Source organism: Streptomyces sp. NPDC048590 (assembly GCF_043199535.1).
In the GTDB taxonomy this organism is placed as follows: Bacteria; Actinomycetota; Actinomycetes; order Streptomycetales; family Streptomycetaceae; genus Streptomyces.
In genome coordinates, this window is sequence record NZ_JBICWC010000001.1 from 721,874 (window position 1) to 745,100 (window position 23,227).

General features: G+C 69.7%; 22 protein-coding genes. 6 read left to right on the forward strand and 16 right to left on the reverse strand.

The window, feature by feature from the left end; genetic code table 11:
* Window positions 1-61 precede the first annotated feature (61 nt).
* The 3 genes from ACGFNN_RS03030 to ACGFNN_RS03040 all read left to right on the forward strand — a co-directional run bounded on the left by ACGFNN_RS03030 (window position 62) and on the right by ACGFNN_RS03040 (window position 2,744).
* The gene (locus tag ACGFNN_RS03030; protein WP_362544272.1) at window positions 62-490 is read left to right on the forward strand and encodes an organic hydroperoxide resistance protein; all 429 of its coding nucleotides are present in this window, start codon (window positions 62-64) and stop codon (window positions 488-490) included.
* A gap of 181 nt (window positions 491-671) precedes the next feature.
* Entirely contained in the window at window positions 672-2,189 is a 1,518-nt protein-coding gene (locus tag ACGFNN_RS03035; RefSeq protein ID WP_393552247.1) for an alpha-N-arabinofuranosidase, read from the forward strand.
* A gap of 78 nt (window positions 2,190-2,267) precedes the next feature.
* Window positions 2,268-2,744, forward strand: coding sequence for a hypothetical protein (locus tag ACGFNN_RS03040; RefSeq protein ID WP_393552249.1), 477 nt, complete (start codon window positions 2,268-2,270; stop codon window positions 2,742-2,744).
* A 111-nt stretch (window positions 2,745-2,855) separates the two neighbouring features.
* Here the strand turns inward: ACGFNN_RS03040 and mmsB are convergent, their stop codons facing one another.
* From mmsB to ACGFNN_RS03070, 6 genes are all read right to left on the reverse strand, one after another.
* A complete protein-coding gene (mmsB, locus tag ACGFNN_RS03045) occupies window positions 2,856-4,100 on the reverse strand; it encodes a multiple monosaccharide ABC transporter permease (protein ID WP_365521533.1) in 1,245 nt (414 codons plus the stop codon).
* Window positions 4,097-5,647, reverse strand: coding sequence for a multiple monosaccharide ABC transporter ATP-binding protein (mmsA, locus tag ACGFNN_RS03050; RefSeq protein ID WP_393552252.1), 1,551 nt, complete (start codon window positions 5,645-5,647; stop codon window positions 4,097-4,099). The genes mmsB and mmsA overlap by 4 nt, the downstream gene beginning before the upstream one ends.
* A gap of 32 nt (window positions 5,648-5,679) precedes the next feature.
* A complete protein-coding gene (gene chvE / locus ACGFNN_RS03055; protein ID WP_393552255.1) occupies window positions 5,680-6,789 on the reverse strand; it encodes a multiple monosaccharide ABC transporter substrate-binding protein in 1,110 nt (369 codons plus the stop codon).
* Between the two features lie 129 nt (window positions 6,790-6,918).
* The gene (locus tag ACGFNN_RS03060) at window positions 6,919-7,902 is read right to left on the reverse strand and encodes a hypothetical protein (RefSeq protein WP_393552257.1); all 984 of its coding nucleotides are present in this window, start codon (window positions 7,900-7,902) and stop codon (window positions 6,919-6,921) included.
* Window positions 7,903-8,014: 112 nt separating this feature from the next.
* Complete coding sequence (locus ACGFNN_RS03065; protein WP_393552259.1) at window positions 8,015-9,034, reverse strand: zinc-binding dehydrogenase; 1,020 nt, start codon at window positions 9,032-9,034, stop codon at window positions 8,015-8,017.
* Window positions 9,031-10,185 carry a mandelate racemase/muconate lactonizing enzyme family protein gene (locus ACGFNN_RS03070; protein WP_393552262.1) on the reverse strand — a complete coding sequence of 385 codons (1,155 nt, stop codon included), beginning with the start codon at window positions 10,183-10,185 and terminating at the stop codon, window positions 9,031-9,033. Before ACGFNN_RS03070 ends, ACGFNN_RS03065 begins: the two co-directional genes overlap by 4 nt.
* 110 nt (window positions 10,186-10,295) lie before the next feature.
* On the opposite strand from ACGFNN_RS03070, the gene ACGFNN_RS03075 reads away from it, so the two are divergent.
* Window positions 10,296-11,084, forward strand: coding sequence for an EI24 domain-containing protein (locus tag ACGFNN_RS03075; protein ID WP_393552265.1), 789 nt, complete (start codon window positions 10,296-10,298; stop codon window positions 11,082-11,084).
* 18 nt (window positions 11,085-11,102) lie between these two features.
* On the opposite strand, the gene ACGFNN_RS03080 is transcribed toward ACGFNN_RS03075, so the two are convergent.
* Both ACGFNN_RS03080 and ACGFNN_RS03085 read right to left on the reverse strand, forming a co-directional pair.
* Complete coding sequence (locus tag ACGFNN_RS03080; protein ID WP_393552899.1) at window positions 11,103-12,101, reverse strand: aldose epimerase family protein; 999 nt, start codon at window positions 12,099-12,101, stop codon at window positions 11,103-11,105.
* Window positions 12,102-12,106: 5 nt separating this feature from the next.
* On the reverse strand, window positions 12,107-13,018 hold the full coding sequence (locus tag ACGFNN_RS03085) for an SGNH/GDSL hydrolase family protein (RefSeq protein ID WP_393552267.1): 912 nt from the start codon (window positions 13,016-13,018) through the stop codon (window positions 12,107-12,109).
* A gap of 361 nt (window positions 13,019-13,379) precedes the next feature.
* Between ACGFNN_RS03085 and ACGFNN_RS03090 the strand changes: the two genes are divergently transcribed.
* Window positions 13,380-13,874, forward strand: a complete 495-nt coding sequence (locus ACGFNN_RS03090) for a DUF3145 domain-containing protein (RefSeq protein ID WP_362544239.1) — start codon at window positions 13,380-13,382, stop codon at window positions 13,872-13,874.
* Between the two features lie 159 nt (window positions 13,875-14,033).
* Here ACGFNN_RS03090 and fabF read toward each other — a convergent pair whose 3' ends face one another.
* From fabF to ACGFNN_RS03115, 5 genes are all read right to left on the reverse strand, one after another.
* Entirely contained in the window at window positions 14,034-15,296 is a 1,263-nt protein-coding gene (gene fabF, locus ACGFNN_RS03095; protein ID WP_393552270.1) for a beta-ketoacyl-ACP synthase II, read from the reverse strand.
* Window positions 15,297-15,375: 79 nt separating this feature from the next.
* On the reverse strand, window positions 15,376-15,624 hold the full coding sequence (locus tag ACGFNN_RS03100) for an acyl carrier protein (RefSeq protein ID WP_362544233.1): 249 nt from the start codon (window positions 15,622-15,624) through the stop codon (window positions 15,376-15,378).
* 63 nt (window positions 15,625-15,687) lie between these two features.
* Entirely contained in the window at window positions 15,688-16,719 is a 1,032-nt protein-coding gene (locus ACGFNN_RS03105) for a ketoacyl-ACP synthase III (protein WP_393552273.1), read from the reverse strand.
* Window positions 16,720-16,732: 13 nt separating this feature from the next.
* Window positions 16,733-17,647: an ACP S-malonyltransferase gene (locus ACGFNN_RS03110; protein WP_362544459.1), complete on the reverse strand. Its 915-nt coding sequence runs from the start codon at window positions 17,645-17,647 to the stop codon at window positions 16,733-16,735.
* Between the two features lie 89 nt (window positions 17,648-17,736).
* A complete protein-coding gene (locus ACGFNN_RS03115; protein WP_362544227.1) occupies window positions 17,737-18,936 on the reverse strand; it encodes a helix-turn-helix domain-containing protein in 1,200 nt (399 codons plus the stop codon).
* An 81-nt stretch (window positions 18,937-19,017) separates the two neighbouring features.
* Between ACGFNN_RS03115 and ACGFNN_RS03120 the strand changes: the two genes are divergently transcribed.
* Window positions 19,018-19,686 carry a pirin family protein gene (locus tag ACGFNN_RS03120; protein WP_393552902.1) on the forward strand — a complete coding sequence of 223 codons (669 nt, stop codon included), beginning with the start codon at window positions 19,018-19,020 and terminating at the stop codon, window positions 19,684-19,686.
* 160 nt (window positions 19,687-19,846) lie between these two features.
* Here the strand turns inward: ACGFNN_RS03120 and ACGFNN_RS03125 are convergent, their stop codons facing one another.
* From ACGFNN_RS03125 to ACGFNN_RS03135, 3 genes are all read right to left on the reverse strand, one after another.
* Window positions 19,847-20,518, reverse strand: a complete 672-nt coding sequence (locus ACGFNN_RS03125) for an ABC transporter ATP-binding protein (RefSeq protein ID WP_393552276.1) — start codon at window positions 20,516-20,518, stop codon at window positions 19,847-19,849.
* Window positions 20,515-22,593, reverse strand: coding sequence for a hypothetical protein (locus ACGFNN_RS03130; protein ID WP_393552279.1), 2,079 nt, complete (start codon window positions 22,591-22,593; stop codon window positions 20,515-20,517). Before ACGFNN_RS03130 ends, ACGFNN_RS03125 begins: the two co-directional genes overlap by 4 nt.
* 102 nt (window positions 22,594-22,695) lie before the next feature.
* Complete coding sequence (locus tag ACGFNN_RS03135; protein ID WP_393552282.1) at window positions 22,696-22,983, reverse strand: lactococcin 972 family bacteriocin; 288 nt, start codon at window positions 22,981-22,983, stop codon at window positions 22,696-22,698.
* Between the last annotated feature and the right edge of the window lie 244 nt (window positions 22,984-23,227).

The window sequence follows — 23,227 nt, forward strand, 5'->3', positions numbered from 1 at the left end:
GGCGCAGGCCGTCGCGATCGTGGGCGCGAGTCGCGGCGCATCAGCAGGAGGAGTCACCCGTATGACCATTCAGCAGATCGACGTCGCCTACACCGCCGTCGCCACCGCGGAGAACGGCCGTGACGGCCGGGTCTCCTCCGACGACGGCAAGCTCGACGTCGTCGTCAACCCGCCGAAGGAGATGGGCGGCAGCGGCGAGGGCACCAACCCCGAGCAGCTCTTCGCGGCCGGCTACAGCGCCTGCTTCCAGGGCGCCCTGGGTGTCGTCGCCCGCAACGAGAAGGCTGACATCTCCGGCTCGACGGTCACCGCGTCGGTCTCCATCGGCAAGACCGAGGCCGGCGGCTTCGGCCTGGAGGTCGCGATCAGCGCCTCCATCCCGAACGTCGACGCCGCCACCGCGCAGGCGCTCGTCGAGAAGGCGCACCAGGTGTGCCCGTACTCGAACGCCACCCGCGGCAACATCAAGGTGGAGCTGTCGGCCGGCTGAGACCGGACCACCCGCGTACGACCGAGGGCCGCATCCCGTCACCACGGGGTGCGGCCCTCGGCCGTGTCCTGACCCGCCCGCGAATGGCGCGCAAGGGCATTGACGGCCGCGGAGGTTGAACCCTACGGTCCCGTTCGAGGTTACGAGCAGCATTCGAAATACCGAACGAGCGAAGGATGTCATGACCCGCACCGCGCGCTTCACCCTCGACCCGGCCTTCACCGTGGGGGACGTCGATCCCCGGCTCTTCGGCTCCTTCGTCGAGCACCTCGGCCGCTGCGTCTACGACGGCATATTCGAGCCCGGCCACCCGTCGGCCGACGAGGCCGGACTGCGCACCGACGTGCTGGACCTGGTCCGTGAACTCGGGGTCACCGCCATCCGCTACCCCGGCGGCAACTTCGTCTCCGGCTACCGCTGGGAGGACAGCGTCGGCCCGGTCGACGAGCGCCCCCGGCGTCTCGACCTCGCCTGGCGCTCCACCGAGACGAACCGCTTCGGCCTCTCCGAGTACATCGGCTTCCTCCGGAAGATCGGCCCGCAGGCCGAGCCCATGCTCGCGGTCAACCTCGGCACCCGCGGCGTCCAGGAGGCGATCCAGCTCCAGGAGTACGTCAACCACCCCTCCGGCACCGCCCTCTCCGACCTGCGGGCGGCGCACGGCGACAAGGACCCCTTCGGGATCAAGCTGTGGTGCCTGGGCAACGAGATGGACGGCCCCTGGCAGACCGGCCACAAGACCGCCGAGGAGTACGGGCGCCTCGCCGCGGAGACGGCCCGCGCGATGCGCCAGATCGACCCGTCCGTCCAGCTCGTCGCCTGCGGGTCCTCCAGCCGCGCCATGCCGACCTTCGCCGCCTGGGAGGCGACGGTCCTCGCCGAGACCTACGACCTCGTCGACCACATCTCGCTGCACGCCTACTACGAGGAGACCGACGGCGACCGCGACTCCTTCCTGGCCTCGGCCGTGGACATGGAGTCGTTCATCGAGAGCGTCGTCGCCACCTGCGACCACGTCGGGGCGCGCCTCAAGTCCACGAAGCGGATCAACCTCTCCTTCGACGAGTGGAACGTCTGGTACCAGCGGCGGTTCCAGCAGGAGACCCAGGAGAACCCGCTCGACTGGCCCGAGGCGCCCCGGCTCCTTGAGGACAACTACAGCGTCACCGACGCCGTGGTCTTCGGCAGCCTGATGATCGCGCTGCTGCGCCACGCGGACCGGGTGACCGTTGCCTGCCTCGCGCAGCTGGTCAACGTGATCGCGCCGATCATGACCGAGCCGGGCGGGCCCGCCTGGCGGCAGACCACCTTCTTCCCGTTCGCCCTCACCGCACGGTACGGGCAGGGCCAGGTCCTCGACGTACGGGTGGACTCGCCGGTCCACGCGACGGAGAAGTACGGCGAGACCGACCTGCTGCACGCCACCGCCGTGCGCGATCCGGAGACCGGCGCCGTCACGGTCTTCGCGGTGAACCGCTCCCAGGACGCCTCGCTGCCGCTCGAAGTCGCCCTGACCGGACTGGACCTGGAGCGCGTCGTGGAGCACCAGGTCGTCGCGGACGCCGACCCCGAGGCCCGCAACACGCTGGCCGACCCGGAACGCGTGCTCCCGCACACCGCCGAGGGAACCGAGCTGTCCGGGGGCACGCTCAAGGCGGTTCTGGAGCCGCTCTCCTGGAATATGATCCGGCTGGGCTGAGCCATCCGCTTTCGACGCGCCCCCGGTCCGTGGCGGGGGCGCGGCGCCGGGCGTGCGGCCCGGATCCGAGGGGGCGAAATGGCGGACCATGCCGGACGGGCGGACGGCGGTGTCCGGTACGCCGACGAGTTGACCACCGAACTGGTCTGGGAGGTCGGTGACTTCCTGCTGTCACGGTTGGAGAGGGCGACCCGGGCGCATCCGCCCGGCAGCGAGGAGCACATCACCGCCGCGGCACTCGAAGACACGGTGGCCGGCCTCGTCCTCACCCTGCGGTCGGCCATCACCGGCCGCCCGCTCGGCCGTGTCCGTGTCCCTGCAGGGACGCCACCCGCCCCGGCCCCCTGCGAGGAGGTGCGCCGGGCGCGGGCCGAGACACGGCTGGAGCGGATCCGGGAGGACTGGAACGACCTCCGCGACCTCGCGGCCCGCTGGGGCTCCGTGCCCGGATACCCGGGCGCCCACTGGCACAGGATCAGATTCCGTGACGCCGCGCACGAGCGGTGGTACGAGGAGTGGAGGAGGCACGCCGTCCCGGCGCCGGAGCACGGCTGAAGCCCTGCCCCGCACGGCTGAGGCGCCCACCCCGACCAGGGGTGGGCGCCTCAGCCGTGCGGGAGGGCGTGCTCAGCGGACCATGAACAACTCCGCGTGTGAGAACGGGTGTTACGAACCGACCTTTCGCTTGTTCCAGACGTCGAAGCCGACCGCTGCGAGCAGCACCGCGCCCTTGATGACCTGCTGCCAGTCGGTGCCGATGCCCACGAGGTTCATGCCGTTGTTCAGCACGCCGAGTACCAGGCCACCGATGATGGCGCCGAGGACGGTGCCGACACCGCCGCTCATCGAGGCGCCGCCGATGAACGACGCGGCGATGGCCTCCAGTTCGAAGTTGAGACCGGCCTTCGGGGAAGCGGCGTTGAAGCGGGCGGCGAAGACCAGACCGGCCAGGGCCGCGAGCATGCCCATGTTGAGGAAGACCAGGAAGGTGACCTTCTTGTCCTTCACCCCGGACAGCTTCGCCGCGGGCAGATTGCCTCCGATGGCGTAGATGTGGCGGCCGATGATCGCGTTGCGCATCAGATAGCCGAAGCCGACCACCAGGACGCCGAGGATGAGCAGCACGACCGGGGCACCCTTGTAGCTGGCCAGCAGCATGGTGACGACCAGGATCGCCGCGACCAGGGCGACCAGCTTCAGCAGGAACAGCTTGAGGGGCGGCACATCGAGGGCGAACTCCTGCTGGCGCCTGCGGTCGCGGAACTCCTGGAGCACCACGAAGACGATCAGCGCGATGCCCAGCAGCAGGGTGAGGTTGTGGTAGTTGGTGTTCGGGCCGACCTCGGGCAGAAAGCCGTTGGCGACCTTCTGCAGGCCCTTCGGGAAGGGGCCGAGGGTCTGGCCCTTCAGGAAGATCTCGGTGAGACCGCGGAAGAGCAGCATGCCCGCGAGGGTCACGATGAACGACGGTATGCCGAGGTAGGCGATGAAGAACCCCTGTACCGCCCCCGCCACGGCGCCGATGGCCAGGCACAGCACCACGGCGAGCGGCCACGACATCTGGTGCTCGACCATGAGCACGGCGGCCATCGCGCCGATGAACGCGGTCAGTGACCCGACCGACAGGTCGATGTGACCGGCGATGATGACCAGCATCATGCCGATCGCGAGGATCAGGATGTAGCTGTTCTGCAGTACCAGGTTGGAGACGTTGCGCGGGAGCAGCAGGTCACCGTCGGTCCAGACCGCGAACAGCACCACGATCAGACCGAGGGCCATCAGCATGCCGTACTGACGCATGTTGCTGCGCAGGCCGTCGAGCATCAGGCGCAACAGGCCGTCGCCGGAGGCCGCTCCGCCTCCCGGAGGCACCGCGGGTGCCGGGGTCCTGTCCTTCACGTCCGTGCTCATCGGGTTACCTCTTTGTCCTTCGTCATCTGGCGCATCAGTGCTTCCTGCGACGCCTCGGCCCGCGAGAACTCACCCGTCAGCCGTCCCGCGGCCATCGTGTAGATGCGGTCGCACATGCCGAGCAGCTCCGGCAGTTCGGAGGAGATGAAGACGACCGCCTTGCCCTGGGCGGCCAGCTGGTCGATGACCGTGTAGATCTCGTACTTGGCGCCCACGTCGATGCCGCGGGTGGGCTCGTCCAGGATCAGCACCTCGGGACCCGCGAAGATCCACTTGCTGAGGACGACCTTCTGCTGGTTGCCGCCGGACAGCTTGCCCACCGGCTCGAAGACGGTCGGCGCCTTGATGTTCATGGACCGGCGGAAGTCCTCGGCGACCTGCTGCTCACCGTGCTCGTCGACCACACCCCGCCTGGCGACCTTGCCCAGCGCGGTCAGCGAGATGTTCCGGTTGATGGTGTCGATGAGGTTGAGGCCGTAGTGCTTGCGGTCCTCGGTGGCGTAGGCGATGCCGTGCCCGACCGCCTCGGGGACGGTCTTCGTGCGCACCTCCTTGCCGTCCCTGAGGACGGTGCCGGCGACGTAGCGGCCGTAGGAGCGGCCGAAGACGCTCATCGCCAGCTCGGTGCGGCCGGCGCCCATGAGCCCGGCGATACCGACGATCTCGCCCCGTCGCACCTCGACCGAGACGTCGTCCACGACCTTGCGCTGCTGGTCGATGGGGTGGTGCACGGTCCAGTTGCGGATCTCCAGGGCGGGCGCGCTGCCCTCCTCCGGGTGGTGCGGGGTCCGGTCGGGGAAGCGGTTCTCCAGGTCGCGCCCCACCATCCCGCTGATGATCCGGTCCTCGGTCGTGCTCTCGGCCTTCACGTCCAGGGTCTCGATGGAGCGCCCGTCGCGGATGATCGTGACCGAGTCGGCGACCCGGCGGATCTCGTTCAGCTTGTGCGAGATGATGATCGAGGTGATGCCGTGTTCCTTCAACGACAGGATCAGGCCGAGGAGTTTGCCGCTGTCCTCGTCGTTGAGCGCCGCCGTCGGCTCGTCGAGGATGAGCAGCTTCACCTTCTTCGACAGCGCCTTGGCGATCTCCACCAGTTGCTGCTTGCCCACCCCGATGTCGGCGACCCGGGTCTCCGGGTGTTCGTCGAGACCGACGCGGCGCAGCAGTTCGCCGGCGTGCCTGAGGGTGTCCCTCCAGTTGATCAGTCCACGCTTGGCGTGCTCGTTGCCGAGGAAGATGTTCTCCGCGATGGAGAGGTACGGCACCAGCGCGAGCTCCTGGTGGATGATCACGATGCCGTGCTCTTCGCTCGCGCGGATGTCCTTGAACCGGCAGGTCCCGCCCTCGAAGAGGATGTCCCCTTCGTAACTGCCGTGCGGGTGGACGCCGGAGAGCACCTTCATGAGGGTGGACTTCCCGGCGCCGTTCTCCCCGCAGATGGCGTGGACCTCGCCCTGGCGGACGGTCAGTGAGACGTCCGACAGCGCTTTGACACCGGGAAAGGTCTTGACGATCGAGCGCATTTCCAGGACGGGTCCCGCCATGGTCGTGCCTTCCAATCCTTGAGGGGTCCCGGTTACTTGAGGTCGTTCTCGGTGTAGTAGCCGCCGTCGACGAGGACTTCCTTGTAGTTGTCCTTGTCCACGCTGACCGGCTGCAGCAGGAAGGCGGGGACGACCTTGGAGCCGTTGTCGTACGACTTGCTGTCGTTGACCTCGGGCTTCTTGTCGTTGAGGACCGCGTCGACCATGTTCGAGGCGACCTTGGCGAGCTCGCGGATGTCCTTGTAGACGGTCTGGGTCTGCTCACCCGTGATGATCGACTTCACCGAGGCGACCTCGGCGTCCTGGCCCGTGACGACAGGCATCGGCTTGGCCTTCGAGCCGTAGCCGTCCGACTTCAGGGCGGAGAGGATGCCGATGGAGATGCCGTCGTACGGCGAGAGCACGGCGTCCACCCGCGAGCTGCGGTAGCTGGAGGTGAGGAGGTCGTCCATGCGCTTCTGCGCGGTGCCGCCGTCCCAGCGCAGGGTGGTGACCTGGTTGAGCGCGGTCTGCTTCGACCTGACGACGAGGTCGCCCTTGTCCACGTACGGCTTGAGGACGTCCATCGCGCCCTGGAAGAAGTACTTGGTGTTGTTGTCGTCGTTGGACCCGGCGAACAGCTCGATGTTGAACGGGCCCTTCTTGCCGTCCTCCAGACCGAGCTTGTCCACGATGTACGTGCCCTGGAGCTCGCCGACCTTCTCGTTGTCGAAGGAGGCGTAGTAGTCGACGTTCTCCGTGCCGAGGATCAGCCGGTCGTAGGAGATCACCGGGATGTCGGCGTCCTTGGCCTGCTGGAGCACGTTGCCGAGGGACTTGTTGTCGATCGCGGCGACGATCAGGGCGTCCACGCCCTGCGTGATCATGTTCTCGATCTGGGAGACCTGCTGGTCCGGGTCGTCCTCGCCGTAGACGAGCTTGGTCTTGTAGCCCTTGCCCTTCAGTTCCTTCACGACGTTGGCGCCGTCGGCTATCCAGCGCTCGGAGGACTTGGTCGGCATCGCCACTCCGATGGTGGCGCCCTCCGAACCCCCCTTGTCCTCCTCGCTGCCGCCTTCGCTGTTCTGGCCGCAGGCGGTCAGGGCGAGGGCGAGGGTGGCGGCGGAGGCCACGGCGGCAAGTGCGGCTCTGCGGTTGCGCATGGTCATCATCCTTGATGTGGGGTCACGGCCCGGTCCGGTCGCTCCGGAAGCCGGTGCGGCTCGACCGAGAACAGGTGTGTGGGATTGTGCGCGGCTGTGTCGTCTTTTGGTGAGATAGTGTCCGAAGCGTTATGACGAGATCGTGAACCGGTTGAGCGGGCCCGGGAGTCGGCTGCCCAACTCCGCCATCCCGCCGTCCGCCCCGTGCCGGGCGAGCAGGTCCAGCGCCAGCCGTCCGCGCCGCACCCGCTCCTTGGCCGTGGACAGGGCCAGTTCCCGCAGGTGCTGCCCGTACGGGTAGATGCCGGGCGCCTTGGAGAGGCCGAACTTCAGGTAGAGCGGGGAGCCGCGCCGGATCAGCTCGGCGACCTCGTACATCCGCACATACCCGCCCAGGTCGTCCGGTGCCTCGATGTAGAGGTCCATCGGAGCCCTGGACACCCGGCGGATCTCGGTGAACTGAGCGAGCGTCAGGTCCGAGGGGACGTTGACCGAGTCGGCGCCCAGCTGCTCGAACACGGCGTACGAGGCCGGGTTGACCGGCCCGATGAGCGCCGACACCTTGAACGTGGTGTCCGCCGGCAGCGCGCCCTGTTCGCGCATCCGGTGCAGGGTCCACAGCACCCCCTCGTCGGCCACGAGCAGGCACTTCACACCCAGCGAGGTGGCCCGCAGGGCGTCCTCGACGCAGCCGGCCAGCGCGTCGTGGCCCCGGGAGCGCAGCCCCGCGCCGCCCGAGTCCGTACGGACGGAGGCGCCGGTGTCCCAGGTGCCGCGAGGGCCGGTGAAGAGGCAGAGTTCGATGTCGCGTTCGGCGCAGCTCTCCACCATCTCGGTGATCTCCGCGTCGGTCAGCATCCAGATGCCGCTGCCCTGGCTGATGCGGTGGACCGGCACATCGAGCCTGGCCGACTCCTTGAGCACGACCCCGAGGGCCTCGGGGCCCTCCACGGACGGCACCTCGGTGCGCCAGCTGCCCCCGCAGGGGAAGGAGTGCGGGGACGCGTCGGCCGGGGAGAGGGGCGCGGGGCCCAGACCGAGCGCGGCCAGTGCGGTGTCACCGGGACGGCGGGAGCCGCCGGTGCCGGGGGCGGTGGCAGGGGTGTCGTTCACGACTGGTCCTTCACGTTCGGTATATCGGACGGAGTTCGGATCGTTCGGGGTGCCCCGGCGCGGAGGCGGTCAGGACGCCGCCGCGCCGGAGCACGTCTCTCGGACGGGCCCCTCAGGGCCGCAGCAGCACCTTCCCGGTCTCCGGATCCCCGGCGCCCACCAGCGCCACGGCGTCGGCGAACCGCTCCAGCGGGAACTCGTGGGTGATGAGCGGAGCGGGGTCGAGCAGTCCGGCGGTGAAGGCCCGCACCGCGTAGGACCACGCCGACGAGGGCGCGCCGAAGACGCTGCGCACGGTGAGCTGACTCAGCGACAGGTGCACCGGGTCGATGCCCGTGGCGCCCGGGGTGAACATCCCGGTCAGCACCACCCGGCCGCCCCGGCGGGCCAGCAGGCAGGCGTCCGCCGCCGTCGAGGGCGCTCCCGCGGTCTCCACCACCAGGTCGTAACGGCCCCGCACCGCCTCGGCCTCCCCGGGGGTGAGGACCTCGCTCGCCCCGAAGTCCAGGGCCAGCAGGGCGCGGTCCTTCCTCGGGTCGATCACGGTGAGCTCCGCCGGGGACACCGCCGCGAGCAGCTGCACCGCCAGCAGGCCGAGCGTGCCCGCCCCGAGCACGGCGATCCGCTCGCCAGGCTCGGGCGACCCGGCCCGTACGGCGGCCGCGGTCACCGCCGCCGGCTCCAGCAGGGCCGCGGCCCTGAGGTCGGCGTCGTCGGCCAGCGGGTGCAGCAGCCGCGCGGGGACCACGAGATGGTCGGCGAAGGCGCCGGGACGGGTGAAGCCCGTCTCGTCGTACCCGGCCGAGCACAGCGAGGTCTCCCCGTACCTGCACCGCTCACAGCGTCCGCAGGCCCGGAAGCCCTCGGCGACCGTGCGCCGGCCGGTCAGCGCGGGATCGACCCCCTCGCCCACCGCGTCGACCGTGCCCGACCACTCGTGCCCGGGAACCACGGGGTAGCGCACGTACGCGGGGTCGCGCCGGCCGTCGTACAGCTCGCGGTCGCTCATGCAGATCCCGGCCGCGGCGACCCGCACCCTGACCTCACCGGGGCCGGGCTCCGGGAGCGGGCCCTCGGTGAGCCGGTGGACGCCGGGCCGCTCCACGGTCAGCGAGCGGGACAGCGGACTCACTTGGGCTGCCTCTTCTCCCAGCCTTCCGCCCACAGGTCGAACCTCGCCTGCTGCTGCGGGAACTCCGCCGCCGCGTCGACGTCCAGCTCCACGCCGAGCCCCGGTGCGTCGGAGAGCTCGAAGCAGCCGGTCTCCGGGTCGACCACGGGCGCGCCCTTGACGACCTTCTTGATGTCCGCGTCGGCGAAGTCGTTGAAGTGCTCGAGGATCTTGAAGTTCGGCGTGCAGCCGGCGACCTGGAGGCTGGCCGCCGTCAGCACCGATCCGCCCACGTTGTGCGGGGCGATCAGGGTGTAGTGCGTCTCCGCGGTCGCGGCGAGCTTACGGGTCTCCAGGATGCCGCCGATGTGACCGACGTCCGGCTGGATGATGTCGACGGCCTGCGACTCGAAGAGCTCCCGGAACTCGATCCGGTCGTGGATGCGCTCACCCGTCGCGATCGGCAGGTCGACCTTGTCGGCGACCTTGCTCAGCGCCTTGAGGTTCTCCGGCGGAACAGGCTCCTCCAGCCACGCCGGGCGGAACGGCGCCATCTCCCGCGCGATACGCACCGCCGTCGACGGGCTGAACCGCCCGTGCATCTCCAGCATCAGCTCGGCGTCGGGGCCGATGGCGTCCCGCACCGCCTCGATGAGCGAGACGGCGTACCGGGTCTCCTCCTGGCCCAGCTCGAAGTGACCCGTACCGAACGGGTCGATCTTCAGCGCCCGGTAACCGCGCTCGACGACCCCCTGCGCCGCCTTGTGGTACGCCTCCGGAGTGCGCTCGGTGGTGTACCAGCCGTTCGCGTACGCCTTGACGCGGTCGGTGACCTTCCCGCCGAGCAGCTGCCAGACGGGGACGCCGAGCGCCTTGCCCTTGATGTCCCAGCAGGCCATCTCGATGACCGCGATGCCGGACATCACGATCTCCCCGGCACGCCCGTAGTCGCCGTACTTCATGCGCTTGACGAGGTCCTCGACGGCGAACGGGTCGGATCCGGTGATGTGATTGGCCGACGCCTCCCGCAGGTAGCCGAGCAGCGCGTCCGTGCGCCCCAGCATCCGGGTCTCGCCGACTCCCGTGAGGCCCTCGTCGGTGTGCACCTGGACGTACGTGAGGTTGCGCCACGGCGTCCCGACGACGTGCGTGCTGATTCCGGTGATGCGCACGGGTGTTGCCTCTCCACGTGTTCGGTATTTCGTCACTCGTTCGAAATGCTGGCGTGACCGTAAAACGGGCCGGGAGAGGTGTCAATGGTTGGCGCAAGTACGCTGACGCCATGAGTGATCTCGGGGCGGGTTTCGGTTACTTGGTCAAGGGCCAGCGCTGGGCCTTCGGGCACGGCAGGTGGTTCGGACTCGGCCTGCTGCCCGCGCTGATCACCCTCGTCGTGTACGCGGGCGCGCTCGTCGGCCTCGGCTACGGAGCCGACGACCTCGTCGCCTGGGCCACCCCGTTCGCCGACGACTGGTCCTCGCCCTGGCTCGGACTGCTCCGCAACGGCCTGACCGTCCTGGTCTTCGTGATCGGGATATTCCTCGCCGTCATCACCTTCACCGCGATGACCCTGCTCGTCGGCCAGCCCTTCTACGAGTCGCTCTCCGAGGCGGTCGACCGCAGCGAGGGCGGCGAAGTCCCCGAGTCGGGACTGCCGTTCTGGCGCGAGCTGTGGATCTCCGCCCGCGACTCGCTGCGCATCCTGATGCGCGTCGCGGTCTACGGTGTGCTGCTCTTCGCCCTCGGCTTCATCCCCGTCGTCGGGCAGACCGTGATCCCCGCCCTCGGCTTCTGCGTCACCGGCTACTTCCTCACCCAGGAGCTCACCGCGGTCGCGCTCCAGCGCCGGGGCATGGTCCTCAAGGACCGCCTGGTGCTGCTGCGCGGCAGGCGCTGGGCGGCCCTGGGCTTCGGTGTCCCGCTCGCCCTGGCCTTCGTCGTCCCGTTCGTCGCCGTGTTGCTGATGCCGGGCGCCGTGGCAGGGGCCACCCTGATGGCCCGCGAGCTGACGGAGGAGCCCGGGCCCCGGCCCGAGCCGGCCCCCGAGCCGCACTCCCTGCGCAAGGACTGAGTGCGGGTCCGGACGCGTTCAGCGCACGGAGAACCCGTACACCGTCGTCGAGGTGAACTCCTCGCCCGGCCTCAGCACCGTGCTCGGGAACTCCGGACGGTTCGGCGAGTCCGGGAAGTGCTGCGTCTCCAGCGCGATCCCCGCGCACGGCTCGAAGGGGCTCCCGCCGAGATGGTCGGCGGTGTAGAGCTGGAGCCCCGGCTCCGTCGTGCGGACCGTCAGCACCCGCCCGGAGGAGGGGTCGTACAGCTCGGCGACCGGCTCCCCGCCGGTCTCCTCCAGTACGTAGTTCGTGTCGTAGCCGGGCTCCACCGGCCTCGCCTCACGGAAGTCGTAGCGGGTGCCCTCCACCGGCAGGAGGTCGCCGGTCGGGAGGGACTCCCCGTCCGCCGGCGTGATCCGCCCGGCCGCGAGCCGAAGCACCTGGCCCAGCGCGCTCCCGCCGGCGGCCCCGGCGAGATTCCAGTACGTGTGGTTCGTCAGGTTCACCACCGTCGGCGCGTCGGTCGTCGCCCGGTAGCCGATCCGCAGCGCGCCGTCCTCGTCCAGGGTGTACGTCACCGAGACCGGCAGGCGCCCGGGAAAGCCCTCGTCGCCGTCCTCGGAGACCAGGGAGAACCGCACGCCGTCCGGGACCTCCCGTGCCTCCCACACCCGCTTGTCGAAGCCGCGCGCACCGCCGTGCAGGGTGTTGCGTCCCTCGTTGGACGTCACCCGGTGGGTCACACCGTCGAGCACGAACGACCCGCCGGCGATCCGGTTCGCGTACCGGCCGACCGTGGCGCCGAAGTAGGGGCTCGGATACGTCTCGTACGCCTTGACGTCCGGCAGCCCCAGGGCCACCTCCGCCCGGACGCCGTCGCGGCCGGGCACCTCGACCGACTGCACCAGGGCGCCGTACGTCAGCACCCGCACCAGGGTGCCGGAACGCTCCAGGGTCCAGCGCCGGACCGGCGTACCGTCCGTGAGGGTGGAGAAGTCTTCGCTCTGTACCGCCGTACCCGTCGTCACGATCAGGGACTTTACGCCGGGGGCCCGGCGGCGGTGACATTGCGGTAGGCGATCTCCGCCAGCCTGGCCTGCCCGTCCCGCCCCGGGTGGAACCAGTCCCACTCGCTCAGCTGCTTCCCGGTGAACCGGTAGTCGAACGCCGCGCCGCCGTCGTAGCGGCACCGCTCGTCCCGCGCGCAGACCTCCCGCAGCACGTCGTTGTAGGCCACCACCCGCGCACGGACCGCCTCCCGCCGCGCCACGGCGGCGGAGCCCATGTCGTCGGCGTCCGCGAGCATCGACCGGCAGATCCCCAGCTTCCAGATCTGCTTGCCCAGCGGGTTCTCCCGCCCGGTGGACCAGAGCCGCTTGAGGTCCGGCACGCTCGACACGTAGATCTGCGTCTTCGGGGCCGCCGCGCGCAACTGCCGGACCGATGCCTCGAACGAGGTCCGGAAGTCCGCCACCGGGGTCATGAGCCGTACCGAGTCCCGGCAGGCGTCGTTGGCGCCGATCATGACCGTGACCAGCTCGGGCCGCTCCTTCGCCGCCTGGGCCATCTGCTCGGGCAACTGGGCCATCCGGGCGCCCGACACGGCGTGGTTCCAGCTGTGCGAGGCCACCTTCGACGCGCCCAGGAGGCGTACGGCGAGACTGCGCACCGCGCCGTCGGTGCCCGTGGCCCAGGACACCTCGGGACAGTCGGCCAACACCGAACAGGCGTCGAAGCCACGTGTGATCGAGTCGCCGACCGCGGCGATCGAGGCGGGACGCACGTCCCACGCCGGTGCCGGGGCGGGGGCGGGGCTCCGGGTGGCGGAGGCGCCGCGGGTCACTTCGCCGCCGTCGGTGCAGCCGGTGAGCACGGCGGCACCGGCTGCCACGACCGCCGTCAGAGTGACCGCGTACCGCCGGGCGCGACGGCATGACGAACGCTCAGGCATCCCTGATTCCCCTCAGGTCACACGGGTGATTGTGCCCCTGGCACAACCGGACAGCCCCAGGTGGCGGGCCCTCACGCCCTCGCGGGTGAATGCTGAGGAATCAGGGGCCCGGGACCGACGGTACGTCACCCAAGCGACCCCGGCGCACGGTAGCTTTTCCCCGTCGAACCAGTGGCGCCCCACCGGCCTGTGCGTTCATCGACGGGTCCGGTACGTTATCTCACGTCACATACTGTCCCTTTTCAGGAGATTCACTCCCGATGCTGTTTACTGATGACAACCTCGGGAGCCGGCCGGGAAGAGGCGGTACGGGCGCGAGGCCGCTGGGGAAGGCGAACCTCGTCCCACACTGGAGGTCCCGGTGACGACACGTGGAGTCCTGTACGTTCACTCCGCACCGCGCGCGCTGTGCCCGCATGTCGAATGGGCGGTGGCGGGCGTGCTCGGTGTGCGGGTCCAGCTGGACTGGATCAGACAGCCGGCCGCACCCGGCACCTGGCGTTCCGAATTCTCCTGGAAGGGCAGAGCCGGCACTGCCTCGGAGCTGGCGTCCTCGCTCCGAGGCTGGGACCTGCTGCGCTTCGAGGTGACGGCGGAGCCGTGCCCCACGGCCGAGGGGGAGCGCTACAGCTCCACGCCCGGGCTGGGCATCTTCCACGCCGTCACGGGGATGAACGGCGACATCCTCGTCCCCGAGGACCGGCTGAGGGCCGCCCTGGCCCGTTCCCTGCGCGGAGAGACGGACCTGGAGACCGAGGTCGCCGGGCTGCTCGGCAAGCCCTGGGACGACGAGCTGGAGTCCTTCCGGCACGCGGGCGAAGGCGCTCCCGTCCGCTGGCTCCACCAAGTGGTCTGACGCCCCACCAGCGCCGTTCCGTACGGCTTCCGGTCCCTGCGGAAACGTTCCCTCGCAGGGGCCTCCGCCGCGGGCCGCGACGAGCCCGGTACGCGAGAGGCCCGCTCCCCGGTACGGGAAGCGGGCCTCTGCCGAACAAGTGCCCTGACGGGCGACGGATCAGACCGAACGGAACGCCAGCACCACGTTGTGGCCGCCGAAGCCGAACGAGTTGTTGATCGCGGCGATCGAACCCTCGGGCAGCGCACGCGGCTCGCCGCGCACGATGTCCGCCTCGACCGCCTCGTCCAGGTCGTCGACGTTGATGGTCGGCGGGGCGATGCGGTGGTGCAGGGCCAGCACGGTCGCCACCGTCTCGATGCCGCCGGCGCCACCCAGCAGGTGACCGGTCATCGACTTCGTGGCCGAGATGGCGACGTGGTCCAGGTCGTCACCCAGCACCGCGCGCAGCGCCTTGATCTCGGCGATGTCGCCCTGCGGCGTGGAGGTGGCGTGCGCGTTCAGGTGCACGACCTCCGACGGCTTCAGGTCGGTGGAGTCCAGCAGGTTCTGCATCGCCGCGGCGATGCCGCGCCCGGTGGGCTCGGGCTGCGCGATGTGGTGGGCGTCGGCCGACAGGCCCTGGCCCAGCACCTCGCAGTAGACCTTGGCGCCACGCGCGGCGGCGTGCTCCGCGGACTCCAGGATCACGACGCCGGCGCCCTCGCCGAGGACGAAGCCGTCACGGGCGGTGTCGTAGGGGCGAGAAGCCTTCTCGGGCTCGTCGTTGCTCTTGGACATCGCCATCATGTTGGCGAACGCCGCGATCGGCAGCGGGTGGATCGCCGCCTCCGTACCACCGGCGACGACCACGTCGGCACGGCCGGTGCGGATCATCTCGACGGCGTACCCGATGGCCTCGGCGCCCGACGCGCAGGCGGAGACCGGAGTGTGGACACCGGCCTGGGCGTTGACCTCGAGGCCGACGTTGGCGGCCGGGCCGTTGGGCATGAGCATGGGAACGGTGTGCGGGGAGACGCGGCGTACGCCCTTCTCCTTCAGCACGTCGTACTGGTCGAGCAGGGTGATCACGCCGCCGATGCCGGAGGCGATGACCGAACCCAGACGCTCGGGCTGGATCTTCTCGTCCTCACCGGCCTTGCCGGTGAAGCCGGCGTCCGCCCACGCCTCGCGGGCCGCGATCAGCGCGAACTGCGCCGAACGGTCCAGCTTGCGGGCGAGGGGACGGGGCAGCACTTCGCCGGGGTCGACGGCCGCGAGGGCGGCGATGCGGACGGGCAGTTCGGCGAAACGTTCGCCCTCGAGAGGCTTGACGCCGGACCGGCCGGCCATCAGACCTTCCCAGGTCGATGCGGAGTCGCCACCCAGCGGAGTGGTTGCGCCGATACCGGTGACGACCACGGTGCGATTGGTCGGGCTCACTGGAAAATCTTCTCCACGTGTAGAGGGTCGTGAATCAGCGGCGCCACCGCCGGGTGGCGACACACGGGACGAACTGGGATCAGTTCTGGTGCTTCAGGATGTACTCGGCAGCATCGCCGACCGTCTTGAGGTTCTTGACGTCCTCGTCGGGGATCTTGACGTCGAAGCGCTCTTCGGCGGCGACGACGACCTCGACCATGGACAGCGAGTCGACGTCCAGGTCGTCGGTGAAGGACTTGTCCAGCTGGACGTCCTCGACCGGGATACCGGCGATCTCGTTGACGATCTCGGCGAGACCGTTGACGATCTCTTCCTGAGTGGCGGCCATGTTGGCGCTCCTTCTATATGTTTCTGCAGGGTTCGGGCATGCGGACCGAAAAGTCCGAGGTGCCTAGGGGAGGGTAACGACCGTCGCGGCGTAGACGAGACCCGCCCCGAAGCCGATGATGAGCGCCGTGTCGCCGCTCTTGGCCTGACCGGTCGCCAGAAGCCGCTCCATCGCGAGCGGAATCGAGGCGGCCGACGTGTTGCCGGTGGTTTCCACGTCACGGGCGACCGTGACGTGCTCCGGCAGCTTGAGCGTCTTCACCATCGAATCGATGATCCGCATGTTGGCCTGGTGCGGAATGAAGACATCCAGGTCTTCCGGGGAGATCCCGGCCGCCTCCAGCGCCTGCTGGGCGACCTTCGCCATCTCGAAGACGGCCCAGCGGAAGACCGCCTGGCCTTCCTGCGTGATGGCGGGGAACTTGACCTCGCCCTTGCTGTTGAGCGGCAGGTTCGACACGTCGCCGATCTGGAAGTGGTTCCAGGCCACGGTCTGCTTGATCGTCTCGGACTTGTCGCCCTCGGAACCCCAGACCGTGGGGCCTATGGCGGCCTCCTGGGAGGGTCCGACCACGACCGCGCCCGCGCCGTCACCGAACAGGAAGGCCGTCGCACGGTCCTCCAGGTCGGTGAGGTCGCTCAGCCGCTCGACACCGATGACGAGTACGTACTCCGCCGAGCCTTCGACGACCATGCCCTTGGCGAGCGTCAGGCCGTAGCCGAAGCCCGCGCAGCCGGCCGAGATGTCGAAGGCGGCGGGCTTGCCCGCGCCGACCCTGTGCGCGATCTCGGTCGCGACGGCAGGGGTCTGCTTGAAGTGCGAGACGGTGGAGACGATGACCGCGCCGATCTGCTCGGGCGCGATCCCTGCATCGGCGATCGCCTTGCCGGAGGCCTCCACGGACATCATCGCCACGGTCTCCTCGTCGGAGGCCCAGTGGCGGGTCGCGATACCGGAGCGGGAGCGGATCCACTCGTCGGACGAGTCGATCGTCTCGAGGATCACCTCGTTCGGCACGACACGGGTGGGGCGGTAGCCGCCGACACCGATGATCCGTGCGTACGGGGCGCCCTTGCTGGGCTTGATCTTCGACATGCTCTCGGGCTCCTTAGGCGCCCGCGTGCTCGGAGATGAGCGCGCGGGCAGCGTCGAGGTCGTCGGGGGTCTTGAGCGCGAGGGTCTTCACGCCGGGCAGAGCGCGCTTGGCGAGCCCGACGAGGGTCCCGCCCGGCGCCGCCTCGATCAGAGCCGTGACCCCGAGTTCGGCGAAGGTCTCCATGCACAGGTCCCAGCGGACCGGGTTGGCGACCTGGCCGACGAGCCGCGAGATGACCTCGGCGCCGTCGGCGACCGTCTTCCCGTCGGCGTTCGAGACGTAGGTGACCTTCGGGTCGGCGACCGTCAGGCCGGCGGCCGCGGCACGCAGCTTCTCCACGGCCGGAGCCATGTGGTGCGTGTGGAACGCACCGGCGACCTTGAGCGGCACCACGCGGCGCACGCCCTCGGGCATGTCCCCGGTCAGCGCGGCGATCTGGGCTGCGGTGCCCGCGGCGACGATCTGGCCGCCGCCGTTCACGTTGGCCGGGGTGAGCCCCAGCTTCTCCAGGTGCGGGACGGTGACCTCGGGGTCTCCGCCGAGGAGCGCGGCCATGCCGGTCTCGGTGACCGCGGCGGCCTCGGCCATGCCGAGCCCCCGGGTGCGTACGAAACGGAGCGCGGCCTCGTCCTTGATGACGCCGGCGAACGCGGCGGCGGTGATCTCACCGACGCTGTGTCCGGCGACGACGCCGGGCGAGGCGTCCAGCGCGCTCGCGGACAGCAGACCCGCGGCGACGAGCAGCGGCTGGGCCACGGCCGTGTCGCGGATCTCCTCCGCGTCGGCCTTCGTGCCGTAGTGGGCAAGGTCGAGCTCGATGGCGTCGGACCACGCCGCGATGCGGTCTGCGGCACCGGGGAGTTCGAGCCAGGGAGTCAGGAAGCCGGGCGTCTGAGCGCCTTGGCCGGGAGCGACGAGTACGAGCACACTCACACTCTCTCTTGTGGACGGCCCAGGACGCCCGTGGGGACAGGGACGAAGAACCGTCGGGGGAATTGTTGAACTTCGACAAAAGTCTAGGACTGGGTGTCACCGTCGGCCAAGCGCCCCAGGATGAGGGCGATCCGCAGCGTGAACGCGGAACGTACATCAGAGGGTGACCACCCGGTGACGTCGGTCACACGTCGCAGCCGGTAGCGCACGGTATTGGGGTGCACGAACAGCATCCGCGCCGCGCCCTCCAGGCTGCTCGCCTGCTCCAGATACACACTCAGCGTCTCCAGAAGTGCCGAACCCGCTTCTTCGAGCGGTCTGTAGATCTCCTCCACCAACTGATCGCGCGCGGCGGGGTCGCCCGCCATCGCACGCTCCGGAAGGAGATCGTCCGACAGGACGGGCCTCGGGGCGTCCTGCCACGCCGAACATGCCCGCAGACCGGCTGCGGCCGCCTGCGCGGACCGGGTCGCGGCGAGGAGGTCGGGGACCACCGGGCCGGCCACCACAGGACCGGCCGCATACGGTCCGATCAGGGACTTCGCCACGTTCAGCGGGTTGTCACTGCCACCGGCGATCACCACGAGACGGTGCCCGAGCACCCCCGTCAGCACCTGGAGCTTGGCGTGCCGCGCCGCTCTCCGGATCGCCTCCACGGTCAGCTCGCTGTCCCCTTCGGGGGCCGTACCGAGGATCACGCACACATGTTCGGGGGAGTTCCAGCCGAGTGCCGCCGCCCGGGACACCGCCCCCTCGTCGGCCTCGCCGGACAGCACCGCGTTCACCACCAGCGACTCCAGCCGGGCGTCCCACGCGCCCCGGGCCTCGGCCGCCTGCGCGTACACCTGGGCGGTCGCGAAGGCGATCTCGCGCGCGTAGACGAGCAGTGCCTCGCGCAGCACCGACTCGTCGCCGGGCGCCGCGACCTCCTCGATCGCGGCCTCCATGACCTCGATCGTCGTCCGGACCATCTCGACGGTCTGCCGCAGGGTGATCGCCCGCGTCAGCTCGCGGGGGGCCGTGCCGAACACGTCGGTGGAGATCGCCTGCGGAGTCTCCGGGTGCCGGAACCACTCGGTGAACGCGGCGATACCCGCCTGGGCGACCAGGCCGATCCAGGACCGGTTCTCCGGGGGCATCGCCCGGTACCACGGCAGCGCCTCGTCCATGCGGGCGATGGCGTTGGCGGCCAGCCGGCCGGAGGCCTGCTCCAGCCGTTTCAGGGTCGCGGCGTGCAGATGGGCGTCATGCGTTGCGGGCTGCTCAGGATCGGGTCGGGGCACGCACACAAGACTGCCTTATCGGGACAGGTGCACGGATGCCCGGGGCGGAACGCCGGCCGGCGGGGATACCTTGAGGGGGTGATGGACGTACGCCGCTCCGGCGACCGCTTCCGCGGAGGAGACCCGGCCACGGGTGGTTCCGCGGGCATCGAGACGCTGCACGCCTTCTCCTTCGGGCGGTTCTACGACCCGGACAACCTGCGCTTCGGGCCGATCCTGGCCTGCAACGAGGAGCGTCTCGCCCCCGGTGCCGGCTTCGACGAGCATCCGCACAGCCACACCGAGATCGTCACCTGGGTGGTGGAGGGCGAACTCACCCACCGCGACTCGGCATCGCACGCCACCGTCGTACGCGCCGGCGACGTCCAGCACCTGAGCTCGGCCGGCGGGGTGCGGCACGTGGAGCGCAACGACGGGGACGCGCCGCTGACCTTCGTCCAGATGTGGCTGGCCCCGCTGGAGGCGGGCGGGGAGCCCTCGTACACCCATGTCGCAGGGATAGCCGACTCCACCCCGTACGCCCTCCCCGATGCAGGCGCGATGCTCCACGTCCGCCGGATGTCCGAGGGCGAGCGCACGGCGGTGCCGGACGCGACGGGCGTGTACGTCCATGTCGTGCGGGGGCGGGTGGCCGTCGCCGGTGAGGAGCTGGGGCCGGGGGACTCCGCCCGGATCACGGAGTCCCGGGGCCTTGAGCTGGAGGCACTGGAGCCGGCCGAGACCCTGCTCTGGGAGCTCGCCGCGGTGTGAGGGCGACCGGTGCGCCCTCTGCGCGGGCCCGGCGCTCCCTCCGGTCAGAACACCCGGAGTGTGATGCGTTCGACGATGGTCAGGGTGTGGGCGCCGTAGACGAGGAAGACGGCGGCGGCCGCAACGGCGATCACTGCGAGAGGCCAGACGATTCGGGGGTTCATGCGGGGGTGATCTCCTTGACCGCGTGGGGGTGGGTGGTGGTTCCGACCGGGAGAACGCTGTCGCACAGGTCCCTGACGGTGGGGTCGTGGGTGGCGATGACCACCGCGCAGCCCGAGTCGGCCAGGGCACGGAGGGTGGCGATCACCATGCGGGTGTTGTCGAGGTCGAGGGCGCCGGTGGGTTCGTCGGCCAGGACCAGGGCGGGTTGTTTGACGATGAGCCGGGCGAGAGCGACGCGTTGCTGTTCGCCGCCCGAGAGACGGTGGACGACGTCGTCCCCGCGGCCCGCCAGTCCGACCTGCTCCAGTGCCTGGGCGACGGCCGGGCGGGATCCCCGGCCCGTGCGGAGCGGCTTGACGGCGACACTCAGGTTGTCGGCGATGGTGGCGTTGTCGATCAGGGCGTAGTTCTGGAACAGGTAGCCGAGGGTGTCGCGGCGGTAGGCGCGGGCCTTGCGGGGGCTGAGCTTCGTGAGGTCCTGGTCGTGGTGGCGCATGGTGCCGGTGGTGGGGGAGTCGAGCAGGCCGAGGCAGTTGAGGAGGGTGGACTTGCCGGATCCGCTGGGGCCGGTCAGGGCGAGCATCCTCCCGGCTTCGACGGTGAAGGTCAGGTCCTGCCAGAGGACGCGGGAGCCGAAAGACTTGGACAGTCCGGTCAGGTCGATCACGCTTCGGTGGATCCTTCTTTGACGATGCGGCGGTGGAAGAGGGCCAGAACCGAGAGGACGGTGACGATCTCGATCGTCACGAGGCCGACGATGACGGTCAGATCCCTGTCCGTGAGGGACAGCGGGTCACGGGGGGCCGGGATACCCATGGCCTTGTACCGGTCGAGGCCTTGGTTCCACTGGTGGACCTGGTACGGCAGCCAGGAGACGAGCAGCACGACGACCGCAGCTTCGGCGGCCAGAAGGGTGCGGTGGGTGGTGGTGAAGGCCCAGCCGTGGATGTGCCGGGCGAAGATCCGCTGGGCGTTCTTACGCGTGTGGACGATGACCACGCCGATTCCGGTGACGAGCAGAACCACCAGGGCGATGGCCAGGTTGAACAGGCGCAGACGGAAGTCGCCGGTGATGTCCCGGATCGCCTGGGCGGCGTCCGCGGCGACGGGGCTGATGCCGACGATCTCGTTGCGCATGCCACCGGCGGCGATGTCGGCCGGGTCCGGGAAGACGACGCTGCGCTGGGAGGCGTAGGCGGTGTAACCCTTGTCGCTGAGGTAGTCGTTGCCGTTGGGGAGGACGACGATGACGGGGTCGGTGAGGAACGAGTCGTCCGAGGGCCGGTCCTGCCCGGACTCGCGGGTACCGCGGGCGTTGTACGTGAAGATCTTCTGGTGGTCCGCCGTGGTCTTCACGTCGATCTTCCCGGACGTGATCCGTTCCGGATCGGAGGGGCTGACCAGGCTCGGTACCAGGTGTGCGATCTGCTGGGCATGGGCGGCGAGCCGCTGCGGAACCAGGACCAGGACACGCCCGTCGCCGCCGGTGGTGGCGGCGTAGGGCCCACCGTCGGGGGCGAGGACCTTCTGCCGTTCCAGGAACGTCTCGTTGGCCACCATCAGGTGGTCGGCTGGGATGCCCTGGGCCTTGCGTGAGCGCCCGAGATCCTTGCGGCCGGCGAGGACGATCTGCCCGTCGGCGTCGGCCCGGCGCAGCCAGGGGCCGACTTTCGCCTCCAGTTTCTTCAACGCGTCAGGTGCGCCGAGGTAGCCGTTGAGGCGGATGGTGGAGGCGTCGCCCGCCTTCCTGTACGCGCTGAGGGTGTCCTCGCGCCGGGCGAGGTCCTGTCCGGCCTGCATCACCGAGGTGGCGATGGTGAGGGCGAGCAGAAGGGCCGGTATGCGTACGAGATAGGTGGCGGCCGCGGTGGCACGGGCGGGTATCTCCCCCTTGAGGGCCGCCAGGATGCCGGTGCGGGCGGTCAGACCGAGCATCGCACCGTGAGCGACCACGACGAGTGCGGTGAGGACGGCCGCGGTCGCCGCTGCGATCAGCGCGAACAGGCCGAACCAGGCAAGGGAGTTGTACCAGGCCAGCAGCGCCGTCGCCCCGGCTGCCACAGCTGCGAGGGCCGCCGTCCAGAAGCGGAGGAGACGGCGCAGATCGCGACCGAGGATCGCGGGCAGCGACATGCCTTGCAGACGCAGAACCCCGTAGGCCTTGGCGTTGAGCAGAACACCCGCGCCGGTCATGGTGACGCTTGCCAGGGCGAGGACGACGAGGGAACCGACCAGGGCGCTCCCGCCGTAGGCATAGGAGAGCTCGGCCACGGAGGCCGGCCGGCCGTGCCATGCGGAGAGGCCGTGCCGCTCCAGCAGGCCGAGGAACGGCTCGACCGCCCTGGGATCGCCGAAGAGGTAGTACAGGCCGCGCGGGTCACGGTCGGAGACCTCGGCGAACGGCCGGGTCGTGGTGGCCTGACCAGGGCTGAATGCCGGATAGCCGTCCTCGAGCCAGTCGGCGCGGGGGCCGCTGGGGGTCAGATAGAGATCGCGGCTGCGATCCGGGTGTTCCAGGTCGACTTCCTGGCGGCCGACGGTGACACCGCGGTCGCGGGCGAATCCTTCGATCGCCCGCTCGATCGCGGCCCCGGTGCTGGTGTCTCGCGACTCCGTGACCTGGACGACCGCGTCGTAGCCCAGGGTCCACTGCTCCTCGAAGCTTCTGAGGAACAGGAAGGAGAACAGGGCGGAGAACGCCAGGATGACGGCGTGGGCGAATCTGACGCCACGGTGCAGCATGCGTGTCCTACGAACTGTGGGGGATCGGCCGGCCGGGTGGTGGAAATGCGTGCATGCCCCTGGACGACCCCGTCAGGGGCATGCCAAGCGACTACGGACCGGTCAGCAAGTGGTCTTGTAGTAGGTCTCGTTGCCGGAGAGGGCGGCGTCGGCCTGGGTCAGGGACCAGTCGCCGGCCGAAGCCTCGTCGCTGTCGATGAAGGAGCCGACCGAGGTCGAACCGTGGCACTTGCTCTTGTGGTAGTAGTCCGACCAGACGTAGGAGGTGCCGGCGCCGTAGTCCCAGGTCCCGCCACCGATCTCCTTGATGGTCGCCAGAGCGGGAACGGCGCCGCCCGCCACCAGGGTGCCGGTCACGACCGCGATCTGCACTGCGCGCTTGATTCTCATCAATGACTCACTTTCGGCAAAGGATGTGAAGAACTCCGAACGATCTTGAACAAGGAGAATGATCATCACTGGGTGGCCACGTGGGCAGCGGGAATCAAGCCGAACCGTGACGAGAAATGATCTTGATTGGTCGTATGGTGCATGCGGCGCAGGTGAACCGCGTGCACCCGTGCTGATTGTGTGGCCATGGTGTGGTGATCGGTCGGCATTCCTCTTCCAGGTCATCACCTCGACGGCATCCGGG